Origin of the sequence: Arenimonas sp., assembly GCF_035312645.1 — a bacterium.
Lineage (GTDB): Bacteria > Pseudomonadota > Gammaproteobacteria > Xanthomonadales > Xanthomonadaceae > Arenimonas.
On sequence record NZ_DATGBO010000036.1, the window covers coordinates 1 to 16,404 of the forward strand.

Below are 16,404 nucleotides of genomic sequence, written 5' to 3' on the forward strand. Positions count from 1 at the left end.
CATCCTGATGGTCACGCACGATCCTGAACTCGCCGCACGCGCACAGCGCAACGTGCACATCATCGACGGTCAGGTTTCCGATCTGCTGCGCGAGACCAACGCCTCGCTCGCCGCCGTCGCCGCGACCGTCTGAGGAGCATCGTCATGTTCGCCTATTACTTCACCCTGGGCCTGCGCAGCCTGCGCCGCAATCCGGCACTGACCGCGCTGATGATCGTCACCCTTGCCGTCGGCGTCGCCGCCAGCATGGCGACGTTGACCGTGCTGTACGTGATGTCCGGCGATCCGATCCCGGAAAAGAGCGATCGCCTGTTCGTGCCGCGCGTGGATACCGCGCCTCTGGTCGGCTACGCCGCCGGCGACGAGCCCAGCGACCAGTTGAACTACACCGACGCAACCAACCTGTTGCGCAGCGGACAAGGCGTCCGGCGCACGGCGGTCTACGGCGTCGGCAACGCGATCGAAACCGGCCGTGCCGACTTGCCGCCGTTCCTGGCGCAAGGCGTCGCCCCGACGCGCGACTTCTTTGCGATGTTCAATGTTCCGTTCCTCTATGGCGGGCCGTGGGATGTCGCTACGGAAACGGCGAAGTCCAACGTCATCGTGCTCAATCGCGAGCTGAGCGAGAAGTTGTTCGGCAAGACCAATCCGGTCGGCAAGCGCATCACCATGGACAGCGAGCAGTGGCAGATCGTCGGCGTGATCGACAAATGGAATCCGCTGCCGCGCTACTACCGCCTCATCAACGGCAATGGCGGCAACTTCAGCGGCGCCGACGAATACTTCATCCCGTTCCAGACCGCAGTGCGCCACGAGTTCAGCAACAACGGCAACAACAACTGCACCGGCGAAGGCCCGAAGGAACCGGGTTACCAGGGCTGGATCGCATCGGAATGCGACTGGATCCAGTTCTGGTTTGAAGGAAAGTCGGCCAGTGACCAGGCGCGCATCAAGGAATTCCTGGTCGCCTACGTCACCGACCAGAAGAAGCTCGGTCGTTTCCCGCGGCCGATCAACGTCCGCCTGGAAAATGTCATGGAGTGGATGAAGCACCTGGGTGTCGTCGGTGCCGATACCAAACTTTCAACTTGGCTGGCATTCGGCTTCCTGCTGGTGTGCCTGGTCAACACCGTCGGCTTGCTGCTCGCGAAATTCTCGGCACGCGCCGGCGAAGTTGGCGTACGCCGCGCGCTGGGCGCGACACGCGGCAACATCTTCCAGCAGTTTCTGATTGAAGCGACGGTGATCGGGCTGGTCGGCGGCTTGCTCGGGCTGATCCTGAGTTTCGGTGGGCTGTGGCTGATCTCGATGCAATCGGAGGAGATGGCGATCGTGGCGAAGATGGACTGGGCGATGCTGGCCCTCACCCTCGCGCTGTCGATTTTTGCCAGCATCCTGGCCGGACTGTTGCCGACCTGGCGCGCCTGCCAGGTCACGCCGGCCCTGCAACTGAAGACCCAATAAGGAAGCGCCATGGAAATCCGTCCGATCCTCTCGTCCCTGCTGCGCAACAAGACCGGCGCGCTGCTCATCGCCGCGCAGGTCGCCTTGAGTCTGGCGATCGTCGCCAACGCGCTCTACATCATCCACGATCGCCTGGAGCGGGCCGCGCGCACCAGCGGCGTCGCCGACGAAACCAGCATGTTCCGGCTGGGCGTGGCGCAGATGAAAGACCCCGAGTCCGCGGAAGGAAAGCTCGCGGTGCAGGATCGAAACTACGACCTGATCCGCGGCGTCCCCGGCGTCGCCTCGGTCGCCCGCACCAACCAGTCTCCGCTGTCGCGCTCGGGCTGGAACATGGGTCTGTCGCTGGACACCAAGCAAGCCGAAACGACGACCAATACCGCGATGTATTTCGGGCAGGATTCGATGGTCAAGACCTTTGGCCTGAAACTGATCGAAGGCCGCGATTTCGTCGCCGACGACGTCGAGACCATCGATCCGGACAAGACGCAAAGCCTGGGCCGGACCGCAATCCTCACGCAGGTGCTGGCGAAAAAATTGTTCCCGGCCAGCAGCGCGGTCGGCAAGACCATCTACCTGGGCACCGGCTCGGATGCGTTCCCGCTGCAGGTCGTCGGCGTCGTCGAGAAACTGCAGACGCCGTGGGCGAACGTCGGCGAGCGCGGCGAGATTTCGACCATCCTCGCGGCACGCCGCGTGGAGTCCTACGGAATGTTCGTGGTGCGTGCTGAACCGGGCCAGCGCGACCGCGTGATGAAGGATGTCGAAGCGGCCTTGGGCAAAGTACCGGGGCAGGTGGTGATGGGCACGGAGTCGATGGAGAAGGATCGCATCGACCTGTACCGCGACGACCGCGCGATCGCCTGGATGCTGATCACCGTCACCGTGTTGCTGTTGCTGGTCACCGCCAGCGGCATCGTCGGCATGGCGACGTTGTGGGTGAACCAGCGCCGCAAGCAGATCGGCGTGCGGCGCGCGCTCGGTGCGCGGCGCATCGACATCCTGCGCTACTTCATCACCGAAAATCTGATGATCACCACCGGCGGTATCGTCGCGGGCCTGCTGCTCGCGGTGGCATTGAACCAGTTGCTGGTGAGCCAGCTGGAACTGCCCAAGCTGCCGCTGGGCTATCTCGCGATCGGCTCGACGGTGTTGTGGCTGATCGGCGTGCTCGCGGTCTACGGGCCGGCCTGGCGCGCGTCGAGCATCTCGCCAGCCATCGCCACGCGCAGCGCGTGACGGTAACCTAGGCGGATGCCAACAGTACTAGTCATCGACGACAACCCCTCGGTCGCCACCGCGCTCGAGGTGTTGTTCTCCCTGCACGATATCGACACGCTGCGCGCGACCTCGCCCGAAGACGGCCTGGCCACGCTGGCCGGCAACGCTGTCGACCTGGTCGTGCAGGACATGAACTTCAGCGCCGACACGACTTCCGGTGAAGAAGGCCAGGCGTTGTTCGGCGAGATCCGCACGCGCTTTCCCGATCTGCCGGTAATCCTGTTGACCGCGTGGACGCATCTGGATGCCGCGGTGCAATTGGCCAAGGCCGGCGCCGCCGATTATCTGGCCAAACCCTGGGACGACCGCCGCCTGATCGCGACGGTCGAAAACCTGATCGAGCTCAGCCAGGCCAATCGTGAGTTGCAGCGGCGCGTGCAGCGCGAACGCAAACAGCGCAGCGAGCTGGAAAAGAATTACGACCTGCGCGGCGTCGTCTGGAACGATGCCGCCACCGAGCGCGTGCTCACGCTCGCCTGTCAGGTCGCACGTGCCGACGTGCCGATCCTGATCACCGGGCCGAACGGCGCCGGCAAGGAGCGCATCGCCGAAATCATTCAGGCCAATTCCTCGGTCAAGAATGGCCCGATGGTCACGCTCAACTGCGGCGCGCTGCCGTCGGAACTGATCGAGGCGGAGTTGTTCGGCGCCGACGCCGGCGCCTATACCGGAGCGAGCAAGGCGCGCGAAGGAAAGTTCGAGGCCGCCGATGGCGGTACCTTGTTTCTCGACGAAATCGGCAACCTGCCGCCGGCCGGACAGATGAAGCTGCTGCGCGTGCTCGAGACCGGGCGCTTCGAACGTCTCGGCTCCAATCGCGAGCGGCAAGTGAAGGTACGCGTGATCAGCGCGACCAATGCCGACCTTCCCGGCATGATCCGCGCCGGCAGTTTCCGCGAAGATCTTTTCTATCGCCTCAACGTGATCGAACTGCGCCTGCCGCCCTTGAGCGAGCGTCCCGGCGACATCCTGCCATTGGCGCTGCATTTCCTCGGCGCGGAAAAGTCGCTGGACGACGGCGCACGCGCGGGCCTGCTCGCGCACACGTGGCCGGGCAACGTGCGCGAGCTCAAGAACGTGATGCAGCGCGCCAGCCTTCTTTCCAATCAGGCGATGATCCGCGCCGGCGATCTCGGCCTGCCGCTGGCGACGACGACGATCGCTGCCAGCAATGACATCGAGCCCGACCGCGACGGCATCGAACGTGCGCTCGCCAAAGCCGGCGGCGTGGTCGCGCAGGCCGCTGCCGAACTGGGCTTGAGCCGGCAGGCGCTGTATCGGCGCATGGACCGCCTCGGCATCGCCCGTCCCTGACATGAGCACGCGCAGTTTTCGTCGATCCCTGGCGGCACGGCGATTCGCATTGATCGCCTTGCTGGTGATCGCGACCGTGGCGCTGGTGATCGCACTCGATCATTTTTTTCTCGACCTGCCCTGGCTGGTCGCCAGCGTCGCCTTGCTGGTGATGCTGCCGATCGCGGTCGCCCTCGTGCACCGGCAGCTGCGGCCAACGCTGTCGCTGTTCCGCGCATTGACCGGCAGCGTCACCAGTTTTCGCGATGGCGATTTCAGCTTCAGCCTGCGCTGGCCCGGCCACGACGAACTCGGCGATCTGGTCGAAGCGCACAACGCGCTGGGCGACGTATTGCGCGAACAACGCCTGGGCCTGGTGCAACGCGAGCTGCTGCTCGACACGATGGTGCAGAACACGCCGGTGGCGATGCTGCTGGTCGCCGAAGGCGGGCCGATCGTCTACGGCAATCTCGCCGCGCGCCGGCTGCTCAATCAAGGCCGAAAACTTGAAGGCCACACGCTCGACGCCGTGCTCAAGCTCGCCGCGACGCCGCTGCGCGAAGCGATGGCGCGCGGTGGCGACGGACTGTTTTCGGTCGGCGACGATGACGAGGAAGAAGTTTTCCATCTCGCGCGCCGTGGCTTCCGCCTCAATGGACGCGCGCACGAACTGCTGCTGCTGCGTCAGCTCACCGTCGAACTGCGCCGGCAGGAAGTGCAGACCTGGAAGAAAGTCATCCGCGTGATCAGCCATGAGCTCAACAACTCGCTGGCGCCGGTGGCTTCGCTCGCGCACTCGGGGGCGGAGCTCGTGCGCCGCGGCCAGAGCGAGCGCCTGCCGGAAATTCTCGCGACCATCGAAGAACGCGCACGCCATCTCGAAGGCTTCATCCGCGGCTACGCGCATTTCGCCAAGCTGCCATCACCACGCCTGGAAACCGTGCCCTGGCCGGATTTCGTTTCCCGCCTGTCCTCGCAGATCGCCTTCGAACTGGTCGGCGCGCTGCCGCCGGACGCGGGTCGCTTCGATCTCGCGCAGATGGAACAGGCGCTGCTCAATCTGCTCAAGAACGCTCATGAATCCGGTTCCGCCGATCACGACGTGCAGCTGTCGGTGCGCCGCGTACCGGGAATGTTGCGTATCGAAGTACTCGATCGCGGCAGCGGCATGAACGAGGCTGTGCTCACCAATGCGCTGGTGCCGTTCTATTCGACCAAACGCAGCGGCACTGGCCTGGGCCTGGCGCTGGCCCGCGAAATCGCCGAGGCCCACGGTGGTCGCATCGCCCTGGCCAATCGCGAAGGCGGCGGTTTGATGGTCGCACTGGTGTTGCCCGCGTAACCGGCAGGAGCCAGCTTGCTGGCATGTCTACCTCGGCAGTGGCTAACCCAAGCTCGCCTGCTTGCAGGGACCCAGGACAAAGAATGTCTCTGCCGCCAGCAAGCTGGCTCCTACGTGATCGCAGGCTACGGATTTTTGGTTGGACGTTTCCAGCCGGGAATCGATTGCTGGCGGCCGCGCGATATCGTCAGCTCGCCCTGCGGTGCGTTGCGGGTGATCACCGAACCGGCGCCGATGGTTGCGCCTTCGCCGATCGTGACCGGCGCGACCAACGATGAATTCGAACCGATGAAAGCGCCGTCCTCGATGCGTGTGGTCGACTTGTTCACGCCGTCGTAGTTGCAGGTGATGGTGCCGGCACCGATGTTCACACCGGCGCCGATTTCGGCGTCGCCGAGATAGCTGAGGTGATTGGCTTTGGAGCCGATGCCAAACCGCGCTTTTTTTGTCTCGACGAAATTACCGACATGCACGCCCTCGGCGAGTTCGGTGCCGGGACGCAGGCGCGCATACGGCCCGATCGTGCATGCACCCAGGCTTGTGGCACCGTCGATATCGCAATGCGCCTGCACGATCGTGCCTGCCGCGAGTTGCGCATCCTTGATCCGGCAATACGGGCCGATGCGCACGCCATCGCCGAGCACGACGCGACCTTCGAAAATCACATCGATGTCGATCTCGACATCACGGCCGACGCTGACGTCGCCGCGCTGATCGAAGCGCGCGGGATCGGCGAAACGCACGCCTTGCACGGCCAACGCCATCACCGCGCGGCGCTGGAACGCGCGCTCGAGTTGCGCGAGCTGCCAGGGATCGTTGGCGCCTTCGGTTTCGACCGGATCGGCAACACGCACATACGCCGCCGGTGCGAATTCATCGGCCGCCATCGCGAAGATATCGGTGAGGTAGTACTCGCCCTGGGCATTGCCGTTGCGCAACTGCGCGAGCCAGTGTCTGAGCTTCGCAGCGTCGGCGATAAGGATGCCGGTGTTGATCAGACCGATGCGTCGGACCTCGTCGTCGGCGTCCTTCTGCTCGACGATCGCCGCGACATGGCCGGTGGCGTCGAGCACAAGGCGGCCATAACCGGTCGGGTCCGCGGGCTCCGCGGCGAGCACTGCGAGGATGCCGGGCGCGCGCAGCAATTCGGCCAGGGTCTGCGCTCGGATCAACGGCACATCGCCGTAGAGGACCAGCACGCGGGCGTTGTCGGGAATCGCCGGCATCGCCTGCTGCACGGCATGACCGGTGCCGAGTTGCTGCGCCTGCTCGGCCCAGTGCAGATCGGCTTGTGCGGCGAGCGCAGTACGGACTTGATCGCCGCCATGGCCGAACACGATATGCAGACCCGCAGGCTGCAATTCGCGGGCAGCGGCGATGACATGCGCGAGCATCGCGGTGCCGGCGATCGGCTGCAGCACTTTCGGACGCTGCGATTTCATCCGCTTGCCTTCGCCAGCGGCGAGGATGACGACGTGCAACGGAGCAGACATGCGAACCTCGATGGCGTGAGCCGAATCGGCCTCGCGTCCGGATGGGAGCGAGTTCTGCGGCAATCTTAGCAACTGCCGACCAGCGATCAACGCCACGCCTGCAGTCATCGCCGGTGTTTGCCTATCGGCTGCGATCCGATCGCCCGGGCAACGATCTGCCGGGCGATGTCGGAATGCTCAGTCTTTGCCCTCTGCGTCGCGATCCAACGAAACCATCGTGCGCCGTGTCGTCGGTAGCACCTGGTCGGTGAGCAGGCGCATCAACTCCTGGCTGCGGCGATTGACGGTGTCGAGGATCAGCCCGGTCGCCAGCGACAGCATCGCGACCAGGATCAACGCGACCGCAAGCACCGCCGTGGATGGATGCGTCACCAGGCCGGTGAGCGCGAACTCGCGGACGACAATGCTGCCGAAAGCGAGGCCGGCGAGGATGCAGGCGGTGGCGATGAGGCCGAAAAACAGCAACGGCCGATAATCCTTGTAGAGAAACAGGATCGTGCGCAGCACGCGGAAACCGTCGCGGAAGGTATTGAGTTTGGAATGGCTGCCTTCGGGGCGGGCCCCGTATGGCACCGGCACTTCCTGCAGCACCATGCCTTGCGCGAGCGCGAACACGGTCATCTCGGTTTCGATCTCGAAGCCTTGCGAGAGCACCGGCATCGAGCGCACGAAGCGACGATTGAAAGCGCGATAGCCCGAGAGCACATCGGCGATGCGTGTGCCGAACAATTGCGAGATCACCGTGCGCACCAGCCGGTTGCCGAAGCCGTGGAAACGCCGGAACGCCGAATCGGCGTGCGCCTCCAGGCGTGTACCGACGACCATATCGGCACTGCCGGCGAGCACCGGTGCGAGCAGGCGTTCGGCGTGATCGGCCGGATAGGTGTCGTCGCCGTCGACCATCAGCAGCACATCGGCGTCGACATCGCGGAACATGCTGCGCACGACGTTGCCCTTGCCCTTGGCCGGCACCGGAATCACCCGTGCGCCGGCGGCGCGTGCCAGCGCGGCGGTGTCGTCGCTGCTGGCGTTGTCGAACACGTAGATCACCGCCTGCGGCAGCGCTGCGCGGAAGTCGGCAACGACCTTGGCCACGGTCAGCGCTTCGTTGTGGCAGGGGATCAGCACGGCGATCCGGACGTCTGCGGTCATGGTTCTGGCTCGTTCGGGTTTCCGATCCGGCATTGTCAGCGATGTCGCCGGCAAAGTCCTGCGCTCAACCCGCCTGCGCGCCGTCGGCGATGGCATCGGCAGCCATTCGCCGCTCGGCCATCATCGGCGAGACACGGAGTCGGCACCGGCGTCGAGGCGAAATCCGAATGAGCGCCGGAAAAGAAAACGCCGGCACTTGGCCGGCGTCTTTTCTGCTTGCAGCGCAGACCTCAGTGCTTGAGGTTCTTGCGCAGGCGCTCGAGCGCCTGCAGCTGCGCCAGGCTCATCGCCAGTTGGTTCTGCGCGGCTTCCAGACTGATGCTCGGATCCTTGCCGGCGATCGCGCGCTCGGCCTCTTCCTTCGCGGCCTGCGCCTTGCCTTCGTCGATGTCTTCGGCGCGGATCGCGGTGTCGGCAAGCACGGTGACGACCTGCGGTTGCACTTCAAGAATGCCGCCGGAGACGACGATGTCGAGCTTGTCGCCGTTGGCCAGCGTCAGCACGACCTTGCCGGGCTTGAGGCGGGTGATCAACGGGGCGTGCCGCGGCGCGATGCCGAGCTCGCCCATTTCGCCGGTGGCCACGACCATCTGCACGTCGCCGTGGAAGATTTCTTCCTCGGCACTGACGATGTCGCAACGAATGGTGGAGGTCATGTACTTCTCGCTAATGTTCGTGAGCGGTGAGTGGTGAGTGGTGATGGCGTTTCCGCTCACCGCTCACGATTCACGCATCAGGCCTTCTCGGCCATCTTCTTGGCTTTCTCGAACGCTTCGTCGATGCCGCCGACCATGTAGAAGGCCTGTTCCGGCAGGTGGTCGCACTCGCCTTCGCAGATCATCTTGAAGCCGCGGATGGTGTCCTTGAGCGTGACGTACTTGCCCGGCGAGCCGGTGAAGACTTCCGCCACGTGGAAGGGCTGCGAGAAGAAGCGTTCGATCTTGCGGGCGCGCGACACGGCCTGCTTGTCTTCTTCCGAGAGCTCGTCCATGCCCAGGATCGCGATGATGTCCTTGAGCTCTTTGTATTTCTGCAGCGTCGCCTGCACCTTGCGCGCGGTGTCGTAATGCTCGTGGCCGATCACGTTCGGGTCGAGCTGGCGCGAGGTGGAGTCGAGCGGATCGACGGCCGGATAGATGCCGAGCGAAGCGATGTTTCGGCTCAGCACGACGGTGGCGTCGAGATGGGCGAAGGTGGTCGCGGGCGACGGATCGGTCAAGTCATCGGCGGGCACGTACACGGCCTGGATCGAGGTGATCGAGCCGGTCTTGGTCGAGGTGATGCGTTCCTGCAGCACGCCCATTTCCTCAGCCAGCGTCGGCTGGTAACCCACGGCCGACGGCATGCGGCCGAGCAGTGCGGACACTTCGGTGCCGGCGAGCGTGTAGCGATAGATATTGTCGACGAAGAACAGGATGTCCTTGCCCTTGCCGGTCACCGGATCCTTGTCGTCACGGAAGTACTCGGCCATGGTCAGGCCGGTCAGCGCGACGCGCAGTCGGTTGCCCGGCGGCTCGTTCATCTGGCCGTACACCATCGCGACTTTGTCGAGCACGTTGGAATCTTTCATCTCGTGGTAGAAGTCGTTGCCCTCGCGGGTACGCTCACCGACGCCGGCGAACACGGAAAGACCCGCGTGCTGCTTGGCGATGTTGTTGATGAGTTCCATCATGTTGACGGTCTTGCCGACGCCGGCGCCGCCGAACAGGCCGACCTTGCCGCCCTTGGCGAACGGGCACATCAGGTCGATGACCTTGATGCCGGTTTCGAGCAATTCGTTCGTCGAGGACTGCTCTTCGTACGATGGCGCAGCGCGGTGGATTTCCCAGTGCGCCTTGACGTCGACCGGGCCGGCCTCGTCGATCGGGTTGCCGAGCACGTCCATGATGCGGCCGAGCGTACCGGCGCCGACCGGCACCGAGATGCCCTTGCCGGTGTTGGTCGCGATCAGGTTGCGCTTGAGACCGTCGGTCGAGCCGAGCGCGATGCAGCGCACGACGCCGTCGCCGAGCTGCTGCTGCACTTCCAGCGTGATCTCGGTGTCGGCGACTTTCAGCGCGTCGTACACCTTCGGCACGTCGTCGCGGCCGAACTCGACGTCCACGACGGCGCCGATGATCTGCACAATCTTGCCCTGGCTCATTTTCGTATCCTCTGAGAAGCGTTTCGTTTCTTTGTTGTAGGAGCGATGGAAATCGCGACGAAAACTGCGCGGTCACATCTGGTCGCGATTTCCATCGCTCCTACTACATCAATTTGGTTAGACCGCTGCGGCGCCGCCGACGATTTCCGAGATTTCCTGGGTGATCGCGGCCTGGCGGGCCTTGTTGTAGATCAGGTTCAGCGTGCCGATCAGCTTGGTGGCGTTGTCGGAAGCCGACTTCATTGCGACCATGCGCGCGGCGTGTTCGGAGGCGAGGTTTTCCAGCACCGCCTGGTACACCAGCGACTCGACGTAGCGCGTCATCACGTGATCGAGCACCGCTTCGGCGCCCGGCTCGTAGATGTAGTCCCAATCGTGCTTGGACTGCAGCGTCTCGGACGCCGGCAGCGGCAGCAACTGGTCCTGGCGCGGCTTCTGCGCCATGGTATTGATGAAATCGTTGTAGCAAAGGAAGACGCGATCGAGCTTGCCGGCGCTGTAGCCGTCCAGCATCACCTTGATCACGCCGACCAGCGCGTCGAGCTGCGGCTTCTCGCCGAGGTGCGTGACCGAGCCGACCATCGTGACCTGCAGGCGACGGAAGAAGGTCGACGCCTTCTGGCCGATGCAGACGACATCGATTTCCACGCCCTTGCCCTGCCATTCGCGCATGTCGGCGATCAGGCGGCGGAACATCGTCGAGTTGAGGCCGCCGCACAAGCCGCGGTCGGTCGAGACGACGACGTAACCGACGCGCTTGATCTGCGCGTGCTCGGCCATGAACGGATGCGTGTATTCGGAGTTGGCCTTGGCGATGTGACCGATCAGCTGCGTCATCAGGCGCGCGTACGGGCGCGAGGCCTTCATGCGTTCCTGCGCCTTGCGGATCTTCGAGGCCGAGACCATCTCAAGCGCGCGCGTCACCTTGCGGGTGTTCTGCACGCTCTTGATCTTGGTTTTGATTTCCCTGCCGCCTGCCATTTTCTTTCCTTCGGTCTGTAGGGGCGCCGCGAGGCGCCAAGGTCGCGGCTTGCGCCGCTCCTACGGATTAGTTACCAGCTGCCAGTGGTCTTGAACTCGGAGATCAGCTTCTTGAAGGAAGCCTCGATGTCCTTGTCCCAGTTGCCGGTTTCGACGATGGATTTCTGCAGGTCGCCGTAGCTGTTGGCCAGGTGCGCGTGCAGGCCGGCTTCGAACGGCAGGATTTTGGCCATCGGCACGTCGTCGAGGTAACCCTCGTTGACGGCGTAGATCGACAGCGCCATCTGCGCGATCGACATCGGCGCGTACTGCTTCTGCTTCATCAGCTCGGTGACGCGCTGGCCGCGTTCAAGCTGCTTGCGGGTGGTTTCGTCGAGATCGGAAGCGAACTGCGCGAACGCCGCGAGCTCGCGATACTGCGCGAGCGAGATGCGGATGCCGCCCGAGAGCTTCTTCATGATCGTGGTCTGGGCCGCACCACCGACGCGCGACACCGAGATGCCGGCGTTCACGGCCGGACGGATGCCGGCGTTGAACAGGTCGGTTTCCAGGAAGATCTGGCCGTCGGTGATCGAGATCACATTGGTCGGAACGAACGCGGAAACGTCGCCTGCCTGGGTTTCGATGATCGGCAGCGCGGTCAGCGAGCCGGTCTTGCCCTTGACGGCGCCCTTGGTGAATTTCTCGACGTACTCTTCGCTGACGCGCGATGCGCGCTCGAGCAGACGCGAGTGGAGATAGAACACGTCGCCGGGATAGGCTTCGCGGCCCGGCGGACGGCGCAGCAGCAGCGAGATCTGGCGGTAGGCGACGGCCTGCTTGGACAGATCGTCGTAGATGATCAGCGCGTCTTCGCCGCGATCGCGGAAGTACTCGCCCATGGTGCAGCCCGAGTAGGCGCTGATGTATTGCATCGCGGCCGATTCGGATGCGGACGCAGCGACGACGATGGTGTGCGCGAGCGCGCCGTTGTCGGCGAGGCGGCGCACGACGTTGGAAATCGTCGAAGCCTTCTGACCGATCGCCACATAGACGCACTTAACGCCCGTGCCTTTCTGGTTGATGATCGCGTCGACGGCCATCGCGGTCTTGCCGGTCTGGCGGTCGCCGATGATCAGTTCGCGCTGGCCGCGACCGATCGGGATCATGGCGTCGACCGACTTGTAACCGGTCTGCACCGGCTGCGACACCGACTTGCGCCAGATCACGCCGGGAGCGACTTTCTCGACGGGCTCGGAGAGCGCGGCGTTGAGCGGGCCCTTGCCGTCGATCGGCTCGCCGAGCGCGTTGACGACGCGGCCGAGCAATTCCGGACCGACCGGCACTTCGAGAATGCGGCCGGTGGTCTTGGCGACGTTGCCTTCGCGGACGTTCTTGTAATCGCCGAGGACGACGGCGCCGACCGAGTCGCGCTCCAGGTTCAGCGCAAGCGCGTAGGTGTTGTTCGGCAACTCGATCATTTCGCCCTGCATCACGTCGGCCAGGCCGTGGATGCGCACGATGCCGTCGGACACGGAGGTCACGGTGCCTTCGTTGCGCGCTTCGGCGGTCAACTTGACCTTTTCGATGCGGGTCTTGATCAGTTCGCTGATTTCGGACGGATTGAGCGTCTGCATGGGAGTGTCCTGGGTATCTGGCTCGCGCCAGCTTGGTTCAAAGAAAAAACTGGGAAATCAATTCGCCAGCGCCGCCCCGAGGCGCGCCAGCTTGGTACGGAGCGAGCCATCGATCACGACATCGCCGGCCGCGATCACTGCGCCGCCGATCAGGTTCGCATCGACCGCCGTGCTGATTTCGACATCGCTGCCGAAACGCTTTTTCAGCGACTCGTGCAGCTTGGCGATTTCGGCGGCGTCGAGCGCCGTGGCCGATGTCACGGTCGCCTTCACCACTTTCTCGGCCTCGGCACGCAACTGCCCGAACAAACCGGCGATTTCCGGCAGCAGCGGCAAGCGGCGATTCTCGCCGAGCACTACCAGGAATTGGCGGAAACCGGCGTCGGCATCGGTCGGCAGCAGGACGTCGATCAGATCGCCGCTGGCGACGCGCGGATCACCCAGCACGGCCTGGACAGCGGGCTGGCTGACGGCGATCGCGGCGAAATCGAGCTGCTGCGAAAACTGCGACAGACGACCTTGCTCGCGCGCCAGCGAAAACACGGCGCGGGCATACGGTCGGGCGAGGGTAAGGGCTTGGCTCATGGCGTTGGCTGTCCGCGTCGGTTCGTCAGTGAGCTCAGATTTCCGCGGCGAGTTCGTCCAGCAACGCCTTGTGGGCATTGCTGTCGATTTCGCGACGGATGAGCTTCTCGGCGCCGGCGACGGCGAGCGAGGACACCTGCTTGCGCAGATCTTCCTTGGCACGCGTGGTCGCGGAAACGATCTCGGCCTGCGCAGCCGCCTTCTGGCGATTGCCTTCGGCGATCGCCTCTTCCTTGGCGGCATCAACGATGGCGTTGGCGCGGGCTTCGGCCTGGGCGATGATTTCGCCGGCCTTGCCACGCGCTTCGCGCAGAGCTTCGTTGACCTTCTCTTCGGCCTGTGCCAGATCTTTCTTGCTGCGATCGGCGGCGGCGAGGCCTTCGGCGATTTGCGCCTGACGCTGCTCGATCGCGGCCATGATGCTCGGCCAGCCGAACTTCATCACCACCCACGCGACCGCGAAAAACGCGACGCCCTGGATGATCAGAGTGAGGTTAAAGTCCATTGAATGCTCCTAGGCGACGACGACCAAGGTCGCCGTCACGTGACTGACCGCGAAAACTCAGCCTGCGAGCTTCGTCAGGAACGGATTGGCGAAGATCAGCAGCAGCGCGATGGCGACGCCGACCATCGGCACGGCGTCGAGCAAGCCGGCAACGATGAACATCTTGGTCTGCAGCATCGGGGTCAGCTCCGGCTGGCGAGCCGAGCTTTCGAGGAACTTGCCGCCCAGCAACGCAAAACCGATGGCGGTGCCGAGGGCGCCCAGACCGATCAGCAGCGCAGCGGCGATGACGCTCATGCCCATGACGTCGGCGATAAGGTTGATGTTTTGCATGGTGTACTCCGAACGAGACTTAGGTTGAAAGGAAACAGCAATTAGGAACGTTTAGTGCTTCTCGGCCGCCATGCTGAGATAGACGACGGTGAGCATCATGAAAATGAAGGCCTGCAACGTGATCACCAGCACATGGAACGCGGTCCACACGAAACCCGCGAAGAACTGCACCGGGATCATCACGTAGGTGCTGACGTTGGCGAAGGACGCATTGAGCGTCATCACGGCGATGAGGATGAAGATCAGCTCGCCGGCATACATGTTGCCGAACAGTCGCAGGCTGAGAGAAATCGGGCGTACCGCTTCCTCGATCATGCGCAAGAGGAAGTTGACCGGCGCGAACAGGATTTTGCCAACGGTGCCTTCGGCGTGGAAGGGTGCGGTGAATACCTCTTTTACGAACTGCCCGATGCCCTTGTGGCTGATGCCGAAGTACTGGATCAACAGGAACACGCCGAGCGCTGTGCCCAGCGTGACATTGAGATCTGCCGTCGGTACCACGCGCAGATAAGCATGGGCAGGATTATGGCCGGTCATTGCATTGGCCTTGGCCCACAGCGTCGGCAGCAGGTCCACCGGCAGCATGTCCATGAAGTTCATCATGAAGACAAGACTGAAGATGGTGAGTGCCAGCGGAGCGATCAGCTTGCTCTGGCCATGGAAGGTCTCACGAACCAGGCCGTCGACGAAGACCACGACCATTTCGATGAAGCACTGGAGCTTGCCCGGCACGCCGGCCGTGGCTCTGCGCGAGACTCGCAGGAAGAAGAACAGGAAAAGGACGACCAAGGCAGCGAAAAAGACCACGCTGTCGATATTGATGGTCATGAACTTGCTATCACCCACCGCAATCTGGAGATGATGCAGATGGTGTTGGATGTATTCGGTCTGCCCGACCGGTTCGTGTTCAACGCTCACGCTTCACCTTCGCACCGAAAATTATCGCAATGGGATGTATCGCCATGGCAGCCAGCAGTCCGAACAAAGCGGCGAGCGGCGCCTTCTTCAGGACGGCCATTGCTCCCCACCAGACCAGCACTACCAGAGCCCATTTGAAAATCGCACCAAGGAGCAGCCTGGCAAATGCCACCCGAGGAGCAAGCACGCCGCCGCCCAGGGAAAAATGTGCCATCACGGCATTACCCAAGGCGATGGAGCTTCCACCAATGGCCGCCGCAACCCCCGCCCCCGGCCCGGCGAAAAGCCAAGCCGCCAACCCCGCAAACATCGCTGCGAACACCTGCCATCCGACCGCGCGAAATGCCAACTGCCGGCTGTTACTTAGGTGATTCAACACGGGCGACCCACAGAGCCGGGCACGCCTGAAACGGCTTTGCCAAGACGCGAAAGTATAGCAGCCAGCGCGACGGCCGGACAACCAGGGAAACCGCCCAAATCAAGCCTGTTTTCCGGGATGGCTGACGCATATTGCGTTCGAGCTCACAACCCTGAAGACGGCGCATGAGCCGCCACGAACTTCTCCGACATTCTGCCGCTCATCCACGATGTCCATCTAGCGGATTTGAGCGATTCAAGGCCCGTAACGGGCCTGTGGCGAGGCCGTGTGTGGCGGTGAAATGCCACCGCTTGGCGCGATTTCAGACTTCGCCACGCGCTGAAGTTGCGTGCGGTCTGTGGAAGGAGAAGAGAGGGTCAACGCACCCTCCGTCCGTAGGAAACTTCCCTCGGCCGGGCGTCGGAAGGGCTTGAGGAGTCAAGGGCCTCGTGATGCCCCTGCCTGGCGATGTCTCGCGGCGAGGCGCCGCTTATCCGCTGGCGATAGTTGGGCATGACTGCTTACCCAGCACGCAGATACGAAGAACGCCAATCTTTTCGTAAAAGCGCTCTGCGGTAACGGCGTTGACGATGGCCACGACCAATGAGACTTCAATAGAAACACAACCCCACCTCTTTCGAGGTGGGGTTGTGCTTTCTACGATAAGCCCCTGGCGATGACCCTGCCTGCGCAGGCCTCATGGCAGCCATTGGTTAGTCGCTTGCAGCAGGTGGACGTGCTGTGCGGCAAGCCATTGGTTAGTCGCTTTCGGCGCTTGGGCGTCGCCGCTTTTACGGCGCACAAAAACAAAACCCCACCTCTTTCGAGGTGGGGTTGTGCTTTCTACGATAAGACCCTGGCGATGACCTACTCTTGCATGGCTTAGGCCACACTACCATCGGCGCAGTTGCGTTTCACTTCCGAGTTCGGGATGGGATCG

The 16,404-nt window shown here is 63.4% G+C and carries 15 protein-coding genes, 1 rRNA gene and 1 pseudogene; 5 read left to right on the plus strand and 12 right to left on the minus strand.

Features of this window, described 5'->3' with window-relative positions:
* From VKM35_RS02855 to VKM35_RS02875, 5 genes and pseudogenes are all read left to right on the plus strand, one after another.
* Positions 1–133 (plus strand): annotated as a pseudogene (locus VKM35_RS02855) (ABC transporter ATP-binding protein); the annotation flags it as partial.
* 11 nt (positions 134–144) lie between these two features.
* Positions 145–1,464: an ABC transporter permease gene (locus tag VKM35_RS02860; protein WP_324318152.1), complete on the plus strand. Its 1,320-nt coding sequence runs from the start codon at positions 145–147 to the stop codon at positions 1,462–1,464.
* Positions 1,465–1,473: 9 nt separating this feature from the next.
* A complete protein-coding gene (locus VKM35_RS02865; protein ID WP_324318153.1) occupies positions 1,474–2,703 on the plus strand; it encodes an ABC transporter permease in 1,230 nt (409 codons plus the stop codon).
* Positions 2,704–2,718: 15 nt separating this feature from the next.
* Positions 2,719–4,059, plus strand: a complete 1,341-nt coding sequence (locus VKM35_RS02870) for a sigma-54 dependent transcriptional regulator (protein ID WP_324318154.1) — start codon at positions 2,719–2,721, stop codon at positions 4,057–4,059.
* 1 nt (position 4,060) lies between these two features.
* Positions 4,061–5,380, plus strand: a complete 1,320-nt coding sequence (locus tag VKM35_RS02875) for a sensor histidine kinase (protein WP_324318156.1) — start codon at positions 4,061–4,063, stop codon at positions 5,378–5,380.
* Positions 5,381–5,505: 125 nt separating this feature from the next.
* Here the strand turns inward: VKM35_RS02875 and glmU are convergent, their stop codons facing one another.
* The 12 genes from glmU to rrf form a co-directional block, all read right to left on the minus strand.
* A complete protein-coding gene (gene glmU, locus VKM35_RS02880) occupies positions 5,506–6,873 on the minus strand; it encodes a bifunctional UDP-N-acetylglucosamine diphosphorylase/glucosamine-1-phosphate N-acetyltransferase GlmU (protein WP_324318159.1) in 1,368 nt (455 codons plus the stop codon).
* Between the two features lie 177 nt (positions 6,874–7,050).
* A complete protein-coding gene (locus VKM35_RS02885; RefSeq protein ID WP_324318161.1) occupies positions 7,051–8,025 on the minus strand; it encodes a glycosyltransferase in 975 nt (324 codons plus the stop codon).
* Between the two features lie 230 nt (positions 8,026–8,255).
* Positions 8,256–8,681: a F0F1 ATP synthase subunit epsilon gene (locus tag VKM35_RS02890; RefSeq protein WP_324318163.1), complete on the minus strand. Its 426-nt coding sequence runs from the start codon at positions 8,679–8,681 to the stop codon at positions 8,256–8,258.
* 77 nt (positions 8,682–8,758) lie between these two features.
* Positions 8,759–10,168 carry a F0F1 ATP synthase subunit beta gene (gene atpD, locus VKM35_RS02895; RefSeq protein WP_324318165.1) on the minus strand — a complete coding sequence of 470 codons (1,410 nt, stop codon included), beginning with the start codon at positions 10,166–10,168 and terminating at the stop codon, positions 8,759–8,761.
* Positions 10,169–10,285: 117 nt separating this feature from the next.
* Positions 10,286–11,149 carry a F0F1 ATP synthase subunit gamma gene (gene atpG, locus VKM35_RS02900; RefSeq protein WP_324318166.1) on the minus strand — a complete coding sequence of 288 codons (864 nt, stop codon included), beginning with the start codon at positions 11,147–11,149 and terminating at the stop codon, positions 10,286–10,288.
* A 71-nt stretch (positions 11,150–11,220) separates the two neighbouring features.
* On the minus strand, positions 11,221–12,765 hold the full coding sequence (atpA, locus tag VKM35_RS02905; protein ID WP_324318168.1) for a F0F1 ATP synthase subunit alpha: 1,545 nt from the start codon (positions 12,763–12,765) through the stop codon (positions 11,221–11,223).
* 57 nt (positions 12,766–12,822) lie between these two features.
* Positions 12,823–13,350 (minus strand): F0F1 ATP synthase subunit delta, encoded by a 528-nt coding sequence (locus VKM35_RS02910; RefSeq protein WP_324318170.1) that lies wholly within the window; start codon positions 13,348–13,350, stop codon positions 12,823–12,825.
* Between the two features lie 34 nt (positions 13,351–13,384).
* Complete coding sequence (locus tag VKM35_RS02915; RefSeq protein WP_324318172.1) at positions 13,385–13,855, minus strand: F0F1 ATP synthase subunit B; 471 nt, start codon at positions 13,853–13,855, stop codon at positions 13,385–13,387.
* Positions 13,856–13,912: 57 nt separating this feature from the next.
* Positions 13,913–14,188: a F0F1 ATP synthase subunit C gene (gene atpE, locus VKM35_RS02920; RefSeq protein WP_414636538.1), complete on the minus strand. Its 276-nt coding sequence runs from the start codon at positions 14,186–14,188 to the stop codon at positions 13,913–13,915.
* 51 nt (positions 14,189–14,239) lie between these two features.
* The gene (gene atpB, locus VKM35_RS02925) at positions 14,240–15,106 is read right to left on the minus strand and encodes a F0F1 ATP synthase subunit A (protein WP_324318174.1); all 867 of its coding nucleotides are present in this window, start codon (positions 15,104–15,106) and stop codon (positions 14,240–14,242) included.
* Entirely contained in the window at positions 15,096–15,482 is a 387-nt protein-coding gene (locus VKM35_RS02930; RefSeq protein WP_324318176.1) for a hypothetical protein, read from the minus strand. The genes atpB and VKM35_RS02930 overlap by 11 nt, the downstream gene beginning before the upstream one ends.
* Positions 15,483–16,318: 836 nt before the next feature.
* A 5S ribosomal RNA gene (gene rrf / locus VKM35_RS02935) occupies positions 16,319–16,404 on the minus strand; the annotation flags it as partial.

Coding starts and splice junctions, on each gene's coding strand:
- VKM35_RS02860 (WP_324318152.1), top strand. CDS start 145: ATGTTCGCCTATTACTTCACCCTGGGCCTGCGCAGCCTGCGCCGCAAT.
- VKM35_RS02865 (WP_324318153.1), top strand. CDS start 1,474: ATGGAAATCCGTCCGATCCTCTCGTCCCTGCTGCGCAACAAGACCGGC.
- VKM35_RS02870 (WP_324318154.1), top strand. CDS start 2,719: ATGCCAACAGTACTAGTCATCGACGACAACCCCTCGGTCGCCACCGCG.
- VKM35_RS02875 (WP_324318156.1), top strand. CDS start 4,061: ATGAGCACGCGCAGTTTTCGTCGATCCCTGGCGGCACGGCGATTCGCA.
- glmU (WP_324318159.1), bottom strand. CDS start 6,873: ATGTCTGCTCCGTTGCACGTCGTCATCCTCGCCGCTGGCGAAGGCAAG.
- VKM35_RS02885 (WP_324318161.1), bottom strand. CDS start 8,025: ATGACCGCAGACGTCCGGATCGCCGTGCTGATCCCCTGCCACAACGAA.
- VKM35_RS02890 (WP_324318163.1), bottom strand. CDS start 8,681: ATGACCTCCACCATTCGTTGCGACATCGTCAGTGCCGAGGAAGAAATC.
- atpD (WP_324318165.1), bottom strand. CDS start 10,168: ATGAGCCAGGGCAAGATTGTGCAGATCATCGGCGCCGTCGTGGACGTC.
- atpG (WP_324318166.1), bottom strand. CDS start 11,149: ATGGCAGGCGGCAGGGAAATCAAAACCAAGATCAAGAGCGTGCAGAAC.
- atpA (WP_324318168.1), bottom strand. CDS start 12,765: ATGCAGACGCTCAATCCGTCCGAAATCAGCGAACTGATCAAGACCCGC.
- VKM35_RS02910 (WP_324318170.1), bottom strand. CDS start 13,350: ATGAGCCAAGCCCTTACCCTCGCCCGACCGTATGCCCGCGCCGTGTTT.
- VKM35_RS02915 (WP_324318172.1), bottom strand. CDS start 13,855: ATGGACTTTAACCTCACTCTGATCATCCAGGGCGTCGCGTTTTTCGCG.
- atpE (WP_414636538.1), bottom strand. CDS start 14,188: ATGCAAAACATCAACCTTATCGCCGACGTCATGGGCATGAGCGTCATC.